At 36.7% G+C, this 15,818-nt stretch carries 16 protein-coding genes and 2 pseudogenes; 9 read left to right on the top strand and 9 right to left on the bottom strand.

Annotation, left to right across the window (positions count from 1 at the left end):
• Window positions 1-86: 86 nt before the first annotated feature.
• Together AC1DTM_RS10110 and AC1DTM_RS10115 are read left to right on the top strand one after the other, a co-directional pair.
• The gene (locus tag AC1DTM_RS10110; RefSeq protein WP_002158997.1) at window positions 87-287 is read left to right on the top strand and encodes a hypothetical protein; all 201 of its coding nucleotides are present in this window, start codon (window positions 87-89) and stop codon (window positions 285-287) included.
• Between the two features lie 323 nt (window positions 288-610).
• Window positions 611-778, top strand: a pseudogene (locus AC1DTM_RS10115) (bacterioferritin-associated ferredoxin); the annotation flags it as partial.
• Window positions 779-888: 110 nt separating this feature from the next.
• On the opposite strand, the gene AC1DTM_RS10120 reads toward AC1DTM_RS10115, so the two are convergent.
• Window positions 889-1,212: a hypothetical protein gene (locus AC1DTM_RS10120; RefSeq protein WP_088098781.1), complete on the bottom strand. Its 324-nt coding sequence runs from the start codon at window positions 1,210-1,212 to the stop codon at window positions 889-891.
• Between the two features lie 209 nt (window positions 1,213-1,421).
• On the opposite strand from AC1DTM_RS10120, the pseudogene AC1DTM_RS10125 reads away from it, so the two are divergent.
• Window positions 1,422-1,714: pseudogene (locus AC1DTM_RS10125) on the top strand (hypothetical protein); the annotation flags it as partial.
• Window positions 1,715-1,856: 142 nt separating this feature from the next.
• On the opposite strand, the gene AC1DTM_RS10130 reads toward AC1DTM_RS10125, so the two are convergent.
• The 4 genes from AC1DTM_RS10130 to ecsA form a co-directional block, all read right to left on the bottom strand.
• Window positions 1,857-2,903: an FUSC family protein gene (locus AC1DTM_RS10130; protein WP_016104088.1), complete on the bottom strand. Its 1,047-nt coding sequence runs from the start codon at window positions 2,901-2,903 to the stop codon at window positions 1,857-1,859.
• Between the two features lie 402 nt (window positions 2,904-3,305).
• Window positions 3,306-4,013: an ecs operon protein EcsC gene (gene ecsC, locus AC1DTM_RS10135; RefSeq protein WP_002030211.1), complete on the bottom strand. Its 708-nt coding sequence runs from the start codon at window positions 4,011-4,013 to the stop codon at window positions 3,306-3,308.
• Between the two features lie 13 nt (window positions 4,014-4,026).
• Window positions 4,027-5,238, bottom strand: a complete 1,212-nt coding sequence (locus AC1DTM_RS10140) for an ABC transporter permease (RefSeq protein WP_070128071.1) — start codon at window positions 5,236-5,238, stop codon at window positions 4,027-4,029.
• Complete coding sequence (ecsA, locus tag AC1DTM_RS10145; protein WP_033710448.1) at window positions 5,231-5,974, bottom strand: ABC transporter ATP-binding protein EcsA; 744 nt, start codon at window positions 5,972-5,974, stop codon at window positions 5,231-5,233. Before ecsA ends, AC1DTM_RS10140 begins: the two co-directional genes overlap by 8 nt.
• Before the next feature lie 563 nt (window positions 5,975-6,537).
• On the opposite strand from ecsA, the gene AC1DTM_RS10150 reads away from it, so the two are divergent.
• From AC1DTM_RS10150 to AC1DTM_RS10160, 3 genes are all read left to right on the top strand, one after another.
• Window positions 6,538-6,972, top strand: a complete 435-nt coding sequence (locus tag AC1DTM_RS10150; RefSeq protein WP_477000204.1) for an HIT family protein — start codon at window positions 6,538-6,540, stop codon at window positions 6,970-6,972.
• A 207-nt stretch (window positions 6,973-7,179) separates the two neighbouring features.
• Window positions 7,180-7,542, top strand: a complete 363-nt coding sequence (locus tag AC1DTM_RS10155) for a YtxH domain-containing protein (RefSeq protein ID WP_002159008.1) — start codon at window positions 7,180-7,182, stop codon at window positions 7,540-7,542.
• A 299-nt stretch (window positions 7,543-7,841) separates the two neighbouring features.
• Complete coding sequence (locus AC1DTM_RS10160) at window positions 7,842-8,399, top strand: HTH-type transcriptional regulator Hpr (protein ID WP_002159009.1); 558 nt, start codon at window positions 7,842-7,844, stop codon at window positions 8,397-8,399.
• A 5-nt stretch (window positions 8,400-8,404) separates the two neighbouring features.
• Here AC1DTM_RS10160 and AC1DTM_RS10165 read toward each other — a convergent pair whose 3' ends face one another.
• A complete protein-coding gene (locus AC1DTM_RS10165) occupies window positions 8,405-8,740 on the bottom strand; it encodes a DUF1878 family protein (RefSeq protein WP_002150076.1) in 336 nt (111 codons plus the stop codon).
• 118 nt (window positions 8,741-8,858) lie between these two features.
• On the opposite strand from AC1DTM_RS10165, the gene AC1DTM_RS10170 reads away from it, so the two are divergent.
• From AC1DTM_RS10170 to helD, 3 genes are all read left to right on the top strand, one after another.
• A complete protein-coding gene (locus tag AC1DTM_RS10170) occupies window positions 8,859-9,053 on the top strand; it encodes a hypothetical protein (RefSeq protein WP_000172692.1) in 195 nt (64 codons plus the stop codon).
• Between the two features lie 449 nt (window positions 9,054-9,502).
• The gene (gene prsA / locus AC1DTM_RS10175) at window positions 9,503-10,363 is read left to right on the top strand and encodes a peptidylprolyl isomerase PrsA (RefSeq protein WP_088098780.1); all 861 of its coding nucleotides are present in this window, start codon (window positions 9,503-9,505) and stop codon (window positions 10,361-10,363) included.
• A 435-nt stretch (window positions 10,364-10,798) separates the two neighbouring features.
• Complete coding sequence (helD, locus tag AC1DTM_RS10180) at window positions 10,799-13,135, top strand: RNA polymerase recycling motor HelD (protein ID WP_088098779.1); 2,337 nt, start codon at window positions 10,799-10,801, stop codon at window positions 13,133-13,135.
• A gap of 6 nt (window positions 13,136-13,141) precedes the next feature.
• Here the strand turns inward: helD and AC1DTM_RS10185 are convergent, their stop codons facing one another.
• Genes AC1DTM_RS10185 through AC1DTM_RS10195 form a run of 3 tightly spaced genes read right to left on the bottom strand, consistent with a single transcriptional unit; the run spans window position 13,142 to window position 15,351 of the window.
• Window positions 13,142-14,398, bottom strand: coding sequence for an FtsW/RodA/SpoVE family cell cycle protein (locus AC1DTM_RS10185; RefSeq protein WP_088098778.1), 1,257 nt, complete (start codon window positions 14,396-14,398; stop codon window positions 13,142-13,144).
• Window positions 14,399-14,405: 7 nt separating this feature from the next.
• Window positions 14,406-14,813, bottom strand: coding sequence for a PadR family transcriptional regulator (locus AC1DTM_RS10190; RefSeq protein WP_002159014.1), 408 nt, complete (start codon window positions 14,811-14,813; stop codon window positions 14,406-14,408).
• A gap of 4 nt (window positions 14,814-14,817) precedes the next feature.
• The gene (locus AC1DTM_RS10195; protein WP_016104082.1) at window positions 14,818-15,351 is read right to left on the bottom strand and encodes a sigma-70 family RNA polymerase sigma factor; all 534 of its coding nucleotides are present in this window, start codon (window positions 15,349-15,351) and stop codon (window positions 14,818-14,820) included.
• Between the last annotated feature and the right edge of the window lie 467 nt (window positions 15,352-15,818).

The following is a 15,818-nucleotide window of genomic DNA, read 5'->3' on the forward strand; positions in this document are numbered from 1 at the left end:
GGCATGGGGTATCGCCACACGACTAGCCAGCACTCACACCCAAAAACAGGAGGGAATGATAAAATGTAGTTTTAGGAGGGGAAAGAATGAAAAATGTACATAGATGGTTAAATTATTTTGGTTTTATATGTGTGTGCATGTCTAGCTTCGGTTTTGTTTCTCGTTGGATTTTTCGTGATGTGATTGCACTCGATCAATTACTTGTTTTGAGTATAGGAATTATTATTTTAATAACAGCGTTTTTTGTAAAACGTTGTAGTAAAGAGTTACGTGGTGATAAAGGTTAATCGCTCTAAATGTAGTTTTAGAATTTCGCAATCGGACCATATTGTTGAATAAGACTTATTGAATAATGACAGTTTATTTTAAGAAAGTAGATCGATAATATAGTAAATAATACTTTCCTTGACCCTGTACTATGGTACAGGGTTTATACTTTATATGAGGTGCGATAGATGCAATATCTTATTGGAGGACTGGCTGAAAAGTGTGGCGTTAACACGGAGACCATTCGATACAAATGGTCGATCGCAATGAAGCAAAATGCGGTGACATATATGATTTCACTGTTCTTAAATTAGAGGACATCCAACGTAAAATTCAAGAACTAAAAAAAATTAAACAATATGTGAAAAATGGACTTACTCCTAATCCAGTAGAGCTTATTCGCGAAAACATAAGAGAAAACCGATGTGGTTGTGAAGTAAACAATCCACAAGGTAGTTGTTGTTTAGGCAATGTTATAACTTACATTAGAAAAATGTCATTAGGAACTTAAATGTTTCTTTTTTTCACCAAAATACTTGGTGCTATTTCAAAATCTCAGGTTGATGGGCATGTGACGGTGCCTCATGCTCACCAAGCTAGTTAGTGTATGTTAAGTAAACCTTATGGATTTGTATATCTCATCCATCCACTTTCAGATTGTTTCGCTTTATACTTCCCATAAGACAGAAGCTTCATTGCCGAGCGATTGGCCGCATGAAAAACCAAGTTCAGCTTCCATTCTTCCTCCATTTCACTGGGATAGGTGGTGGATTCATAAACATAATAACCCGCCATGATACAGGGGACTACTTGCTCCGGTTCAAATCCATAAGCAGTTGCATCATCCACAACCAAATCAATGATGCATCGGTTTTCATCTTTAACTTTTTTCTGGAGTAATTTTTTTACCGATCCTGGTACTAATTCTAATATTTTATCCTTCATGTCAGTCACCTCATCTTTTATCATTTCCAGATAGCCTGGGGATATGTGTCAAACAGCATGAAATTCCAACCGTAATTGCACAGGTTTAACAAGACTTAAGGACTATATCACCCTAAAAGGGAAAATGGCTTTAAATCCAAGAAATCTGGTGAGACAAGGAGAAACGTATTCGTTCATTTTGCAGTCGATTGGAACGAAACAATTTAAATGTAGGAAAACGTGTTGTGTCTAAAGTGGACAACCTATGTTTCTATGATTCTCCATATTGGCAGGATAATAATGTTGTAGGCATCTGTAGATGCAAGATTAGGATTTACTATAGACGCAAAAGGAACTGTCAATGGATCCACAATATAAAATACACAACAGCAAAGGCAAAACTAAAAGGCATGAGCCCTCGTACAATACCGGACCCATGCCCAAGAAGCTTCCTAATGAAATAACGTGTCTAACTTTTAGATGTCATTTTGTGGCCATGAAACAAAGTTTAATAAAAGGATGATTTAATTGAATATAGAAAAAGCGTGTTTTGAACAATCTTTTTTCGAACCACGCTTTTTTTATTTGCTCTTTTATCAAGGTTTATTAAGTTAATTTAATCAAACTATATTCCAAGTAAAGCATCTTTGGCTAGATAACCACCTTTACACTGATTTCGCCATCGCTCTACTGAATATCAAGTTCACTGCAATCACGATGACTGCACCGATAAGGGTTGCAAATACACGGTCGAACAGAATGATAAACTGGAACGGCTTGCCGGCTTCCATGATCAAAATAATGAGCGGGATCATGGTTGCAGAGTATACAAGATAATTTCGAACCTTTAGAAGAGGTCGAACACCTGCGAATAGCCCGATACTTATAACTAACCCCCAAATTGGTAGACTAGTTGCGAGAAGCAAGCTCGCAACAATCACGCCGATTACTGTACCAAGCACTCGTTGTGTTGTTTTGATTGGAAAGAGTTCTATTTTCCGCTGAGTAAGGATCGCTACGGTAATTGCAATCCAATAGAAGTGGTGCTCGGGCCAAAGTATTCGCAATCCCTCAGCTATACCTAGACATAATGCGAGCCTGATTGGGAATTGCCAACCGGATAGGTGTGCAAGAGAATTCCGCCATAGAATGATTTTTTTCGATGTTGGCCCTTTCACATCTCCATCCAGCGATGATTTATAACAACGGTGTACCCAGATGCCTAGCACCAAGCTGATACTGACGGTCCAAATCGCCCCTGCTAAGATTGAAAAAATTAGTTCCATCCGGTACTCCGTCTGGTCGACCATGTTGAGGATGATGATCAGGAATACGACAAAGCGTGTTGTTGCCACCGCCAAGGTACGACTATATCCGCCAATTAACGCAGCAAGGCTTACCAGCAGGATCAAGACTCCAAATGTCAGATAGCCATGTCCGAAAGAGAGAACAGCAGCAATCGCAGCGAGCACTACTGATAGCAGCGCTGATGCCAACTTTTTCCCGTGATTTATAAAACTCGAACCGACTTTCACGCTACTGACTGCCAAACTGCCGACCGATGCAGCAAAACCCAGAGCGGGATAGCCTAGAACTGTGGCGAACAGAACAGGTCCGGCCATACCTATGCCGGCGGAAATGAGTTCTACTATTTCTACCTTGGTCTCCTTAGACCAAGAAAACACTTGAGCCCTATATGTCTTTACATTCATCTATAGCACCTCTTCCGACCCAAAGAGTAGGGTACAGTTTAATAATAGGCTCTTTTCTTTAATCCATGGACATGTGGTGATACCTATGTCCACCAAGCTAATATTTTGAAGTATCCCCAAAATGAAAATTTTATCTTTCCAGAGTTATTTATAATAATTCAGCTCATTTTTTTCGATATGGGGAAATGCCAATTTCTTAAGTTGATGGCGATGTGGCGAGACCCCACTTATAAGTAATTGATTAGAGGTGGTAAAGATATTGTTATGGTTTAATAAGATTTCCGTAAATATATTATAGGGATTGCGCTCCATTCCTTCATTCGTCAGGGAATAATAAATATAAATAAAAAAGAAGGCATCCTAAATGTGTAAGTTAGGATGCCTTCTTTTTTATAAAGCAAATTAATTTCTATTAAGCAAGCGCATACGATAACAATTCATCGTCACTTCCCCAAGCCTTTGCAATAATTGATAGTTCGCATACGCGCCGACCGGGGCACCGATGATCGGGACAAGCTGAAGCATTTTTGCTAAATCAATATAGTCTCGGTATTCTGTTTGGAACTTTTCCCAGTCCATATGATTTTCTTCTTCTGTATCCCACGTTTCAATTGCTTTCCATACTTCTTTTCTATGGTCATCACTCGAAAAAGCAAGTTGGAAAACGTGAAGAATAAAAAGGCGCTCTTCTTTTTTACTCGTATCAAATCCGTACAATGTTGCTGCATCAAATAAAAATTTTATTTTAATGGTAAGTAGAAGCGGAAAATCAGCAAGACCGAGGAGAATACCACCTGCTCCCGTTCCTGCTCCTTCTGCCGCTGCGACTTTTTTGTACTCATCCATTTTTTTACGTACTTCATCGTCTCGTCTTTGCAGTGACCAGTTCGTTTCTTTTAGCTTCGGTTTTATGAAGTTTGATCCAGCACTAATTGTTTGTACCATCATCCGAATCGTTTCTGTTAGTACCTTTTGCACTTTCGCCGGCACTAGTTGTTGCACTTTTACCTGCACTTTTTTAGAGAACCGTGTCATCATAGAAGAATCTTTCATGAATGTAGCTTTCCACTGCTCCAATTCTTTTATAACCTTCTCTTCATATGTAATCATAGGTTCATTCCCTTCAGTTTAAACGTTCAATGCGTTTCGCACCGTATTGATAAACGAAACCAATACTAAATAATATGCTTACGACAAATAAAATGCCGGTCATTATGAAATCTTTCGTCGCAAGTGCAAATATAACTGTAAATACAACGCTACCGATGATGAGAATCGCATTTAATAAAGTAAGAAAATCGTTCTTCTTCTCGTCTACCCCTACTGGATATAAATCAAGCCAAATTTTCATGCGGTGATGTTTCCAAAGGGTTAATAGCTGATAGCCGATTAAGTATAAGAAAATAAGACTTACGATAAAACGTCCATATAAAAATGGGATGAAGTAAAGAATGACTCCTCCAAGAACGAGTAAACGCATATATAAGCCGAAATAGTTACCTGATCTTAAAAACGTTCTCGTATATAAGTATAAATATGTACGGTTCTCACCAATTATCGAAAGAATGAAATCAAGCCATTTCCTACGTGATACTCTCTCTTTTAACGCTGGTACATCAACGAACATATTCGCAATGCGGTACAGCAGCATCATTTTTTTACCTTCTTCAGAAATTAAATACTCCCAGTTTAGCGGCTTTCCCTTCACCTTTTGATGCATAACAGCAAGGTATAGCGCCATAAGAAAAACAATTACACCGGTAAAAATGACTGAAGTACGTTCTACAAGGACGTACACAAATAAGCCGTTTAAGATAAAGCGAATGAACCAATCTGCTTTTTGAACGCTTTGATCTGTTAAAAATGATTTTTCCCACGCTACGAATAAATTCCACGCTTTTACAATGACGAACGCGATTACAATCCATATGTAAGCCGCTCCTGTTTGCTTCATTTGCTGGAAGTATAACGGGGCAAGCGCAGCGGCTACCATTGCGATTATGTATAACTGAATCATAAACGTAAAGAGAAATGCCTTTGTAAAGTAAGGCTTTAACTTTTCTTCAACTGGCAGCAAGTACACAAGGTCCGCTTCTTTTAATAGCGTTTGTATGGATCCGGCTGTTAATACGAGGCCAAGTAAAACTGCCATAACGACCGCTGTCGGAAACGATGGTGTTAACGTTTGTAACCATTGCTGGTAATAATACGCTCCTGCGCCGATGATAAATACGAAAATAAATTTCAAATGATCATTAAATACGTATTTACTATATGTACGAACTTCTTTTAGAAAGTGCCGAAATCGTTCTTTCCATAACGCTGTGCTATTCATAATCTTCTTCCTTTGTTAATGCAATGTAAATATCATCTAACGTTGCACCAGGCATGTTAAATTGTGATTGCAATTCAGCCAACGTTCCTTTCGCTCTCACTTCACCTTGATGCAAAATAATGAATGAATCGCAATAGCGCTCTGCTGTCGCTAAAATATGTGTACTCATTAAGATGCCCGCACCACTCTTTTTCATTTGATCCATCATTTGAAGGAGTGATTGAATCGCTAACGGATCAAGCCCAACGAAAGGTTCGTCCACAATGTAAAGTGATGGTTCAACTAAAAATGCACTCATAATCATCACTTTTTGTTTCATCCCTTTTGAGAAATGAGACGGAAACCATTTCAAGCGATTTTTCATGCGAAATTCTTGTAATAGTTGTCCTACACGTTCTTCGTACTGTTTTTCATCTACACCGTACGCCATCGCTGTTAATTTCAAATGCTCTTCTAACGTTAACTCATCATATAATACTGGCGTTTCTGGAATGAAAGAAAAACTAGAACGGTACGCTGTCATATCATCACGAATTGTTTTCCCGTTAATTGTGACAGTTCCTTTTTTCGGCTCCATTAAACCGATGATATGTTTAATTGTCGTACTCTTCCCGGCTCCATTTAAACCGATTAAGCCGACAAGTTCGCCTTTATTAACAGAAAACGAAACATTTTGCAGTACAGGTCGTTTCGTATATCCTCCTGTAACATTTTCTACACGCAATAACTCGCTCATACGACACCACTTTCTTCATTAGTATTCATTCTACATTCATCTTACCAAAAATGGCGCTGTACTACATAGTATCGATGTCTTAAAAAAAAATTTAAATTTCTTCGCATATATTTTTACGAAAGCGGACATCATAATTAGTGAAGAAGGAACACACTTGAAAAAGCAACCACCAATTGATGAGTACAACAACATAGTGAAGTCATCATGAAATGGGGTGTCCAAATTGGACAATGAAATTTACACATAACCAGATAATTTGTTTCATTTTCGAAACGGGGTGTCTCCGAAAGAGCATATACTGTTTTAAAAAATAAACAATTTCATTTTTAAAAAGATTGCAATTCATTTCACTTGAAAATGGGGTGTCTACGGCAGAAACTTTAGCCGATTTACCGTGCATTTCTTATATAAATGAGGTGTCTGCGAACCGTAAATTATAAAAAAATGCTTTTTCAATCCCTCTTCAGAAAACAGGAAGCTGAGTCAGCTTCCTGTTTTTCGTGTTTGTTCTCCTATGTAATTATGGTAAAATACGGCTAAGACTATTTGAAAGGATGAGATCGATGAATCATACAGCGGACAATTGTATTTTTTGTAAAATCATTGACGGGCAAATCCCTTGCTCAAAAGTATACGAAGATGAACATGTACTTGCATTTTTAGATATTAGTCAAGTAACAAAAGGACATACTCTTGTTATTCCGAAAGTTCACAAACAAGACATTTTTGCGTTAACGCCAGAAATCGCATCACATATTTTTGCTGTCGTTCCAAAAATCGCAAATGCAATGAAAGCAGAATTTAATCCAGTTGGCTTCAACCTACTTAACAATAACGGCGAGAAAGCTGGACAAACTGTATTCCACTTCCACCTTCATTTAATTCCACGCTACGGTGAAAACGATGGTTTCGGTGCTRTTTGGAAATCACACCAAAATGAATATACAATGGAAAATTTACAAAACATCGCAAGCACAATTGCAAATAGTGTGAAATAGTGCCACTATAATAAGAAGTAATACATAACAAGCCGATTCCTCTGGCATTTATTGTATGGCTTGTTTCTTCACAAAGAATGCCGGAGGTATGATTTTTTGTGCATAGCATGTACAAGAGAGAAAACTCACTTTTCTTCCCCTTGTCTTAAAGATATGCACACTTTTATACATCATGAATACGAACGAAAAATAAGGAGGTTTCCTTTTATGTCAAAAGCTAAATCCTTTATTACAGGTGTACTTTGCGGCGGAGCAGTTGCTGGAATAGCCGTTCTTTTCTCAACTCCTTCTTCTGGTAAAGCTATGCGCGGTAAGCTGAAAGAAAAAGGAACTGATATTAAAAAGACTTTAGCTGATATTACAGCTGATACAAAATTATTAAAGCGCCAAATCGTTGAAACTGCTTCAGAAGGTAAAGAAGTATTTCAAGAACTAAAAGACGATATGCAAGACACGCTTTCTAACTGGAAACAAGATATTTCTCAAAACAAACGACATATTGAAAAAGAAATTTTAGACATTCAAAAGTCAATTGAGAAACTACAAGAAGCCGTTCCAGAAAAAGCGTAAACATATTCCTGCTTAGTTTTTTGCATATAACAAATATTTTTCACACGAATTGACCTTAACACGGCATATCACATAGATATGCCGTGTTTTTATGCATTTACAATATATGTTATCTCTTAACATGTAAAGAAAACACATGTATTCTTGACTCATAAAACGCTTCCATAGTTATGCATGATTTGTATAGAATGTTGTTTTTCCGAAAAATTTTCACAATTCTCACAAAAAGACTTTATTAATTTTTATTTTAYTGGCATAATAGATAATAATGAAAAAAGAATGTTAAAGTGGGTGAGTAAATGAAAAGTGGAGAAAAAAATTACTCGGTAAAAGAAGCGATGATTTTCAGCCAACGTATTGCTCAATTATCGAAAGCGTTATGGAAATGCGTAGAGAAAGATTGGCAACAGTGGATTAAACCTTACGATTTAAACATTAATGAGCATCACATTTTAACCATCGCTTATCATTTAAAAGGGGCTTCTATTTCTGAGATTGCTAAATTTGGAGTTATGCACGTCTCAACAGCGTTTAACTTCTCTAAAAAACTTGAAGAACGCGGCTATCTTGTATTCTCAAAAAAAGAAGATGATAAACGAAATACGTACATTGAAATTACAGACAAAGGGGAAGAATTACTACTTTGCTTAATGGAGGAGTATGATCCTGAAAATAATTCTGTTTTTAATGGGGCACTTGAACTTCGTAATTTTTACGGTAAGTTCCCAGAAAATATCGAACTGATTGCAATCCTTCGTAATATTTACGGACAAGACTTCATCGATATTTTTGAGAAATCATTAGAAGATATCGAGGAGAACTTTACGGAATCCGATCAAAAGTTAGTTAAGAAATAATCTATTTATTTTTTCGCAATCATGCGTAAGAATTCATTCATAAGTGGCTTAAATAAACCTTGTTTTGCTAGCGCTTCCGCAGTTTCGTGTACTTCGAGCTGATGTGGAAGCGCTTTTTCAAATTGATCTAATAGCGCATCAAACAATAGAAGGCCTTCTGCTTTCTCCACTACATATTGTTCGTTCAGTTTTTCACAAAGTTTTAGTATACGTTCAATGTCTTTTTTACGAGCTTTTTTCTTTATGATTAAAGAATAAAATGGACACTTTTCTTCATCAATCATTTTAAATAGTAGGTCTACGTAATATTCAGCTTGTTCTAGTCTTCTTACAACGTCCATTTTCTCCCTCGCTTCCTAACACAAAGTCTTCTATTTCTGAATTTTGTAACACGAACAAAATATCGTATGATACAATATATAAAGTATATGTATTTTAGCCAAAAGGAGGTCTCGCCTCATGACTCTTATAACCGTTGTTTTTGTTGCATTCGCACTTCTTGTTATATTTTACACGAATTTCATGACACATACACTGTGTGAGCGAAAACAAATATCTGCGAGCCGCCAGCCCGGTGTCTTTCGAGTTATTAATGTATGTATTACCATTCTATTAATTTCTAGTTATATAGAAATTATATTTCATGGAAAGTGAGGAAGGAAAGCCCCTTCCTCATTTTTTTCCTCTATAAGCAAATTATACCTACTATAACCAATAAAATAAACAGTACAAGTAATAAAATAAGTTGAGAATTCATCCCCCATCCCCTCCTCTTTTCTATATATGCGGCATTCGCCCAATATGGTACCCTTTCAAAATCTGACACAAACTGGTTAAAATTTCTTTATCAATAGGAAAACTCGTCGAAATATGATATATTAAATTTTGTACATATTGCTTATACTATGAAATAAACGACACGCATCTAAACTTTATCCTAAAGCCTAGGTAAGCCCTGTTAAGCGTGCTTTTACATATTAAAAAAGCAAAGGACATCAGTGAGACTTAATCAGGTTCTTATGAACGAAAATAACCTATCATAAGGCGTTTCTTCATTTGTACGGGATAAATTAAAAATACATAATAGTAGGAGTGTTTATTGAATGAAGAAAGCTATGCTTGCCTTAGCCGCAACAAGTGTAATCGCATTATCAGCATGTGGAACATCATCATCAGACAAAGTTGTTACATCTAAAGCTGGTGACATCACTAAAGAAGAGTTCTACACTCAAATGAAACAAACAGCTGGTAAACAAGTACTAAATAACATGGTTATGGAAAAAGTACTTATTAAAAACTACAAAGTCGATGACAAAGAAGTGGACAAAAAGTACGATGAAATGAAAAAGCAAGTCGGTGACCAATTCGATACACTAATGAAACAACAAGGTCTTAAAGAAGAAACAGTTAAAAATGGCGTTCGCGCTTCATTAGCTCAAGAACAAGCGATTGAAAAAACAATCACTGATAAAGAACTAAAAGAAAACTACAAGCCTGAAATTAAAGCAAGCCACATTCTTGTAAAAGATGAAGCTACTGCGAAAAAGGTTAAAGAAGAGCTTGGACAAGGTAAATCTTTCGAAGAGTTAGCGAAACAATACTCTGAAGATACTGGTTCAAAAGAAAAAGGCGGAGACCTTGGCTACTTTACAGCTGGTAAAATGGTTAAAGAATTCGAAGACGCAGCTTATAAAATGAAAAAAGATGAAGTAAGCGAACCTGTAAAATCACAATTCGGTTACCACATCATTAAAGTAACAGATATTAAAGAACAAAAACCATTTGATGAAGTAAAAGGCGACATCAAAAAAGAACTAGTTCAAAAGAAAGCACAAGATGCTCAATTCATGAACGATCTTATGATGAAAGAAATCAAAAAAGCTGACGTAAAAGTTGACGATAAAGATTTGAAAGATCTTTTCGAAGAACCAAAAGCTGACGCTAAAAAAGACGAAAAGAAATAATGAAAAGCTCGGGCTAAGCCCGAGCTTTTTTTGTATGCCCTCTCCTTGCGTTACATTACGTTCAGATTCGGCAAATGAAATTATATGATCCGTTCTCCGGATCAATCAGCTACGGATCTAATTATATCAGCGATTTTTCAATTATATCGACCGCAACTCCAATTATATCGGCGATTTTTCAATTATATCGACTTACCGACAAAAACTGACAATGATCGCTCTTCCCTCTTAAAAGACAACAAAAAACCTCGATTCCACCACATGCGGAACCAAGGTTTATCTTATTATCATTGATTAAATTCAAGAACTATGTTAAATTAGTACAGAAACGCATTATTAAAAAATAAGAGAATGTATTTATCCGTATCTTAATTGTACAACAAAACACATCTTCAGTCAACCTCTATTTTTCACTTTTAAAGGAGTGCTTACCGTATGAACAAAAAACTTGATCAAGAGCAAAAACGCTTGGATACCGTAATCGAAACGATTACGGAGCAAATTGATAAACTGGAAAACGAAACTGGCAGACGCCGGGCAGAAGTAATCAACATTCGCAAACACTTCTGGGATGATGTAAAAGTTAACACTGATACTTTTGACGATTATCTTGAAACAGTTATCAACTTAAGACAACAAGCTCAGTCACTAGCCGTAACACAAATTACCCATAAGCACACCTTTAATCGACTTGCCGCACTACGCCGTATGCATAAAGCACCTTACTTCGGACGAATCGATTTCAAAGAAGAAGGAGAAATTGGTGCAGAACAAATTTATATCGGGGTGGCTACCCTTACCGATGCAAGCGGAGAAAACTTTCTTATATACGATTGGCGCGCACCCATTTCAAGTGTCTACTACGATTATCCACCAGGACCAGCTGAGTACAGTACACCAGGAGGCGTAATCCGCGGCAATGTGGAGAAAAAATTACAATATATTATTCAAAATGGCGAGATTGATTCCATGTTCGATACGAGCCTCACAATTGGAGATGAAATCCTGCAACAAGCGCTCGGAAAAGGTACAAACAAACATATGCAAAGTATTGTTGCTACTATCCAGCGCGAACAAAATGAAATTATCCGTCACGATGAAGGGCGACTACTTATCGTTCAAGGCGCTGCTGGTAGTGGTAAAACATCAGCTGCATTGCAGCGAATCGCCTACTTACTATATAAATATCGCGAATGGCTAAAAGCGGATCAAATCATTCTCTTCTCCCCTAACTCCATGTTCAACAGCTACGTGTCTAACGTACTACCTGAACTCGGTGAAGAGAATATGCAGCAAGTTACATTCCAGGAATATTTAAACCATAGACTAAGCAAGTCATTTGACGTTGAAGACCCTTATGAACAACTAGAATATATGCTAACTGAAACGAATAGCCCTGCCTATAAAACTAGAAATGCGAGCATTCGATTTAAAGCATCTACTCAATTTTTCGATATGATTAGAACGTACAGACAATCGCTTGAATCTTCAGGCATGTTATTTAGAGGAATGAAGTTTAGAGGAAAACTGATTGCCTCTGCTAAAGAAATTACAGAGCAATTTTATAATACTGATTCCTCCCTCCGCTTCCATAATAGAATCGAGAAGTTAACGGATTGGCTAAATAAACAAATAGATACAATCGAAAAAACAGAACTGAAAAAACCTTGGGTAGAAGAGGAAATTGAATTACTTAGTAAAGATGAATATCAAAAGGCTTATAAATACTTACAGAAAAAAGGAGAGTTTGACGACAATTCCTTTAATGATTATGAGAAAGAAACGAAAGTACTCGGACGTATGATTGTCCGCAAAAAATTAAAGCCATTGCGTAAAGGCGTTCAAACGCTACGCTTCATCAATTTCACAGGAATATATAAACAACTCTTCACAAATTCATCATGGGTTACTGGAGAAAAACCGAAAGAATGGGACGACATTTGCTCATTAACAGTAAACATGCTTGATGAAGGAAAGCTATATTACGAGGATGCGACTCCATTTTTACTTTTAAAAGAATTAATTGAAGGCTTCCAAACAAACAGATCCATTAAACACGTACTCGTAGACGAAGCACAAGATTATTCTCCGTTTCAATTCGAGTTTTTAAAACGTCTCTTCCCTGCCGCAAAAATGACGGTACTCGGAGACTTTAACCAAGCGATATTCGCTCATGCGAGGGAAACGGTTAATTTCAATACACTTACTAGCTTATACGGGCCAGACGAAACAAACGGCATCAACTTAACTCGTAGCTATCGCTCAACAAAACCGATTATTGAATTTACACGCTATCTCGTACCGGAAGGAAAGAACATTAACGCCTTTGAACGTGACGGCGAGAAACCTACAGTAACGAAAGTTTCTGATTACAACGAACTGCATAATTGTATTACTGCCAAAGTCGCTGAATTACAAAAACAACAGCACAATACGATCGCAATTATATGTAAATCCGCAGCCGAAAGTGCCGCTGCCTACGAAGCACTCAGCCATATCGAGAATATAAAACTTGTGAAAAGTAACTCAGCCGAGTATGAACAAGGCATTGTCATTATCCCCGCTTATTTAGCGAAAGGTATCGAATTTGACGCTGTTATTATTTACAATGCCTCTAAAGATGTGTACAGTGATGCAAGCCTTCGTAGATTGTTCTACACTGCTTGTACGCGCGCGATGCATGAATTGCAGCTTTATAGCGTTGGTGAGGTTAGTCCTTTTGTACTTGGGGCTGATTCGGTGAGTTTTAAATGTATAACGAAAACACCTTGATGATTATCAAGGTGTTTTTTTCATTCTAAATGACATATCTTTACGTCGATACACACTTAACACAATACCCATTAAAAATGCGTGAAACAGAGTTGGTATCAATCCATAACTAATAAAAGGTAATGATATAGAGACACGTGGTAATATCCCGAGGATCATGCCAACGTTACAAATGAAATGGATTACAAAAAGAGTCACTCCACCAACGAGAAGCAATTTACCATAACCATCATTTATTTTATAAGCTATGTTCATTATTCTTACTGCAAAAAGAGACAGAATCAAGACAAGAACTAGCGCAAGCACATATCCATAATAGTAAGTCAAACTCGCGAATACAAAATCAGTATGGGCAGCAGGGATAGACTTTATATTTCCATATGTACCAAACCAACCTGCCGAAGACATCGCCTCTTGTAAACGTAAATCCCATTGATCATGTTCTGGGTTTAAAAATCCTAAAATTCTAGCTAGCCGGTATTCTTTTACGGCAGACCAGGAAAATAGATCCCTAATAATAAAGGGTAAAATTGGTAAAATTATAATGAGCCATGCCGTTTTCTTTCCTAACTTACTCCACCAAAGCATAACGAATACCATCGTAATATAGATGAAAATTGGTAAAAGAATTGATGTAGTTGAAAATAGATATAAAGAAAATACGTACAACATGAGAAGATGCATAAACTTTAACCTACTATTATTGAAAAAAGAAGCCCAAGCTAGAAAGAAGAATGGTATCGTCATTAAACAGTCAATTTTGATGGGGCCAATTTTTATTATTGCTTCCCCAATCACGTAACCAGTCGGAAAACATTTTATCATTAACAAGATAAGTACACCGATTGTATAAAACAGCCACCCGAGCCTCTCTAACTTCCGATAATCAAGTAGCATGATCCCAACAGCTGTTGCAATGCCGAGAATAACAGAAATTACTTTGTTCATTAGTAAATCGTTCGTATGCCCAAGAGCGATTATTGGTAAAAACCCTAACCCCATAGCAGCCACTAATAAAATAATTAAGAACCAATCAACCTTTGGCTTATGAAGTTTGTTAAGTTCTCTGCCAAGCTTGATCGGACTTCCCATTTGTTCAACAGCCTTATTTTCAGCAACTTCCTCACTTAACCCTTTTTCAATCCACATATTCTTCGCCTGTTTCATGTGAAAATCTAGTTCAGTTGCCACAAAGCTCTTTGCTTCTTTTGATTTAATATGATTGGTAACTTCCGTTAAAAAACGCTCCCCTTTTTTATTCAATTCCGCCTCACTCCTGTACTAAGCCTTTTAATATAAATCGTGCCTTCGTAGCATTCTTCTCTGCCTTTCGCAGCATCTTGTTTCCTTTATCATTTAATTGATAATATTTAGCTCCCGCGTGATCCCAGCTAGATTGGATAAAGCGATTCTGTTCTAGACGATGTAATAAAGTGTATAGAGACCCTTCATCGCCTTCGAATTTTTGAATCCCTCTCCCCCTCAGTAACTGCATCAATTCATAACCCGTTTTTTCATTCATAAGAAGTTGCAACACTGCTAAAAGGATATCTTCTTCCTTTTCGGACGATTGATTGATTTTTTCACGTACCCGCTTTCGATGCTGATCAGAAAAACTCAAATGTTTAAAAGTTGTGTTCTCCATTGATTTTCGCAAGCCTTTTAATCGATCTTCCATTTGATTATTCCTCCAATCCTTTCTTCAAAAGCTCCTTCGCTTTTTTCAGTCTAGTTTTTATCGTATTTTCCTTCACTTCTATTACAATCGCAATCTCTTTAATTGATAATTCTTCATAATAAAATAGATAAATGACTTCTCGATATTTTATCGGTAAATTCATTACTGCAGAAGCCAGCCTACGGTCCTCTGCATTTTGAATAACAGTTTGTTCAACACTTTCTTTTTGACTCCCAATATACGTAGACTCATCCTCTGTCACGATTACCTTTTTGTTATACCAACTTTTTATGTAGTCTTTACAATGATTAATCGCGATTCTCCACAACCACGTTTTCACATTCGATTTTCCTTTATATGTATGCAGAGATTTATAGCATTTCACAAATATATCTTGCGTTAAATCCTCCGCAACTTCTTTATTATTCACATATGAGTACACAAGCTGTAAGACTTCTTGTCCATACTTGTTCATTATTTCGTCGATAAGGTCCTCCTTATCTTCTATTTCAAACGCTTCTACCGTTAATTCATCCACATCATTTCCTCCTTCCCATATATTAGACGACGCACTGTATGGAAAAGTTTTATAAATACATAAAAAAATACGGATAGTAATGTTCATACCGTTTTGTTAAACCTTTATTTCAAGTTTTATACACGCCATTATAGTCTAACTCTCGGCTTCATATTCTCCTCTTCCTACTAAAATAGCATTTTTGTTTTAAAATCCGTCCCAGTAGTTGTCTGCAAATGTTTCAAAGTGATCATCCGTAAAATTAAGTAGATTATCTATAAATTGCAGGTCATTTGCCATCGCTTCCGCAATTACATCGAATTTGCCTCGTGGAATATCCCATTATTCTACCTTCCTCTCAAACAACAATTTTGTTTTCATTTCACCAACAATAATTACCAAATTTTACATAAATACATTTTTTTACTCTTTTAGTATATTAAATATAAGCTTCCTAAAAGCTGTTATACCATTTCCCTATCCTTATT

This window comes from Bacillus sp. P4_D3, assembly GCF_056401855.1.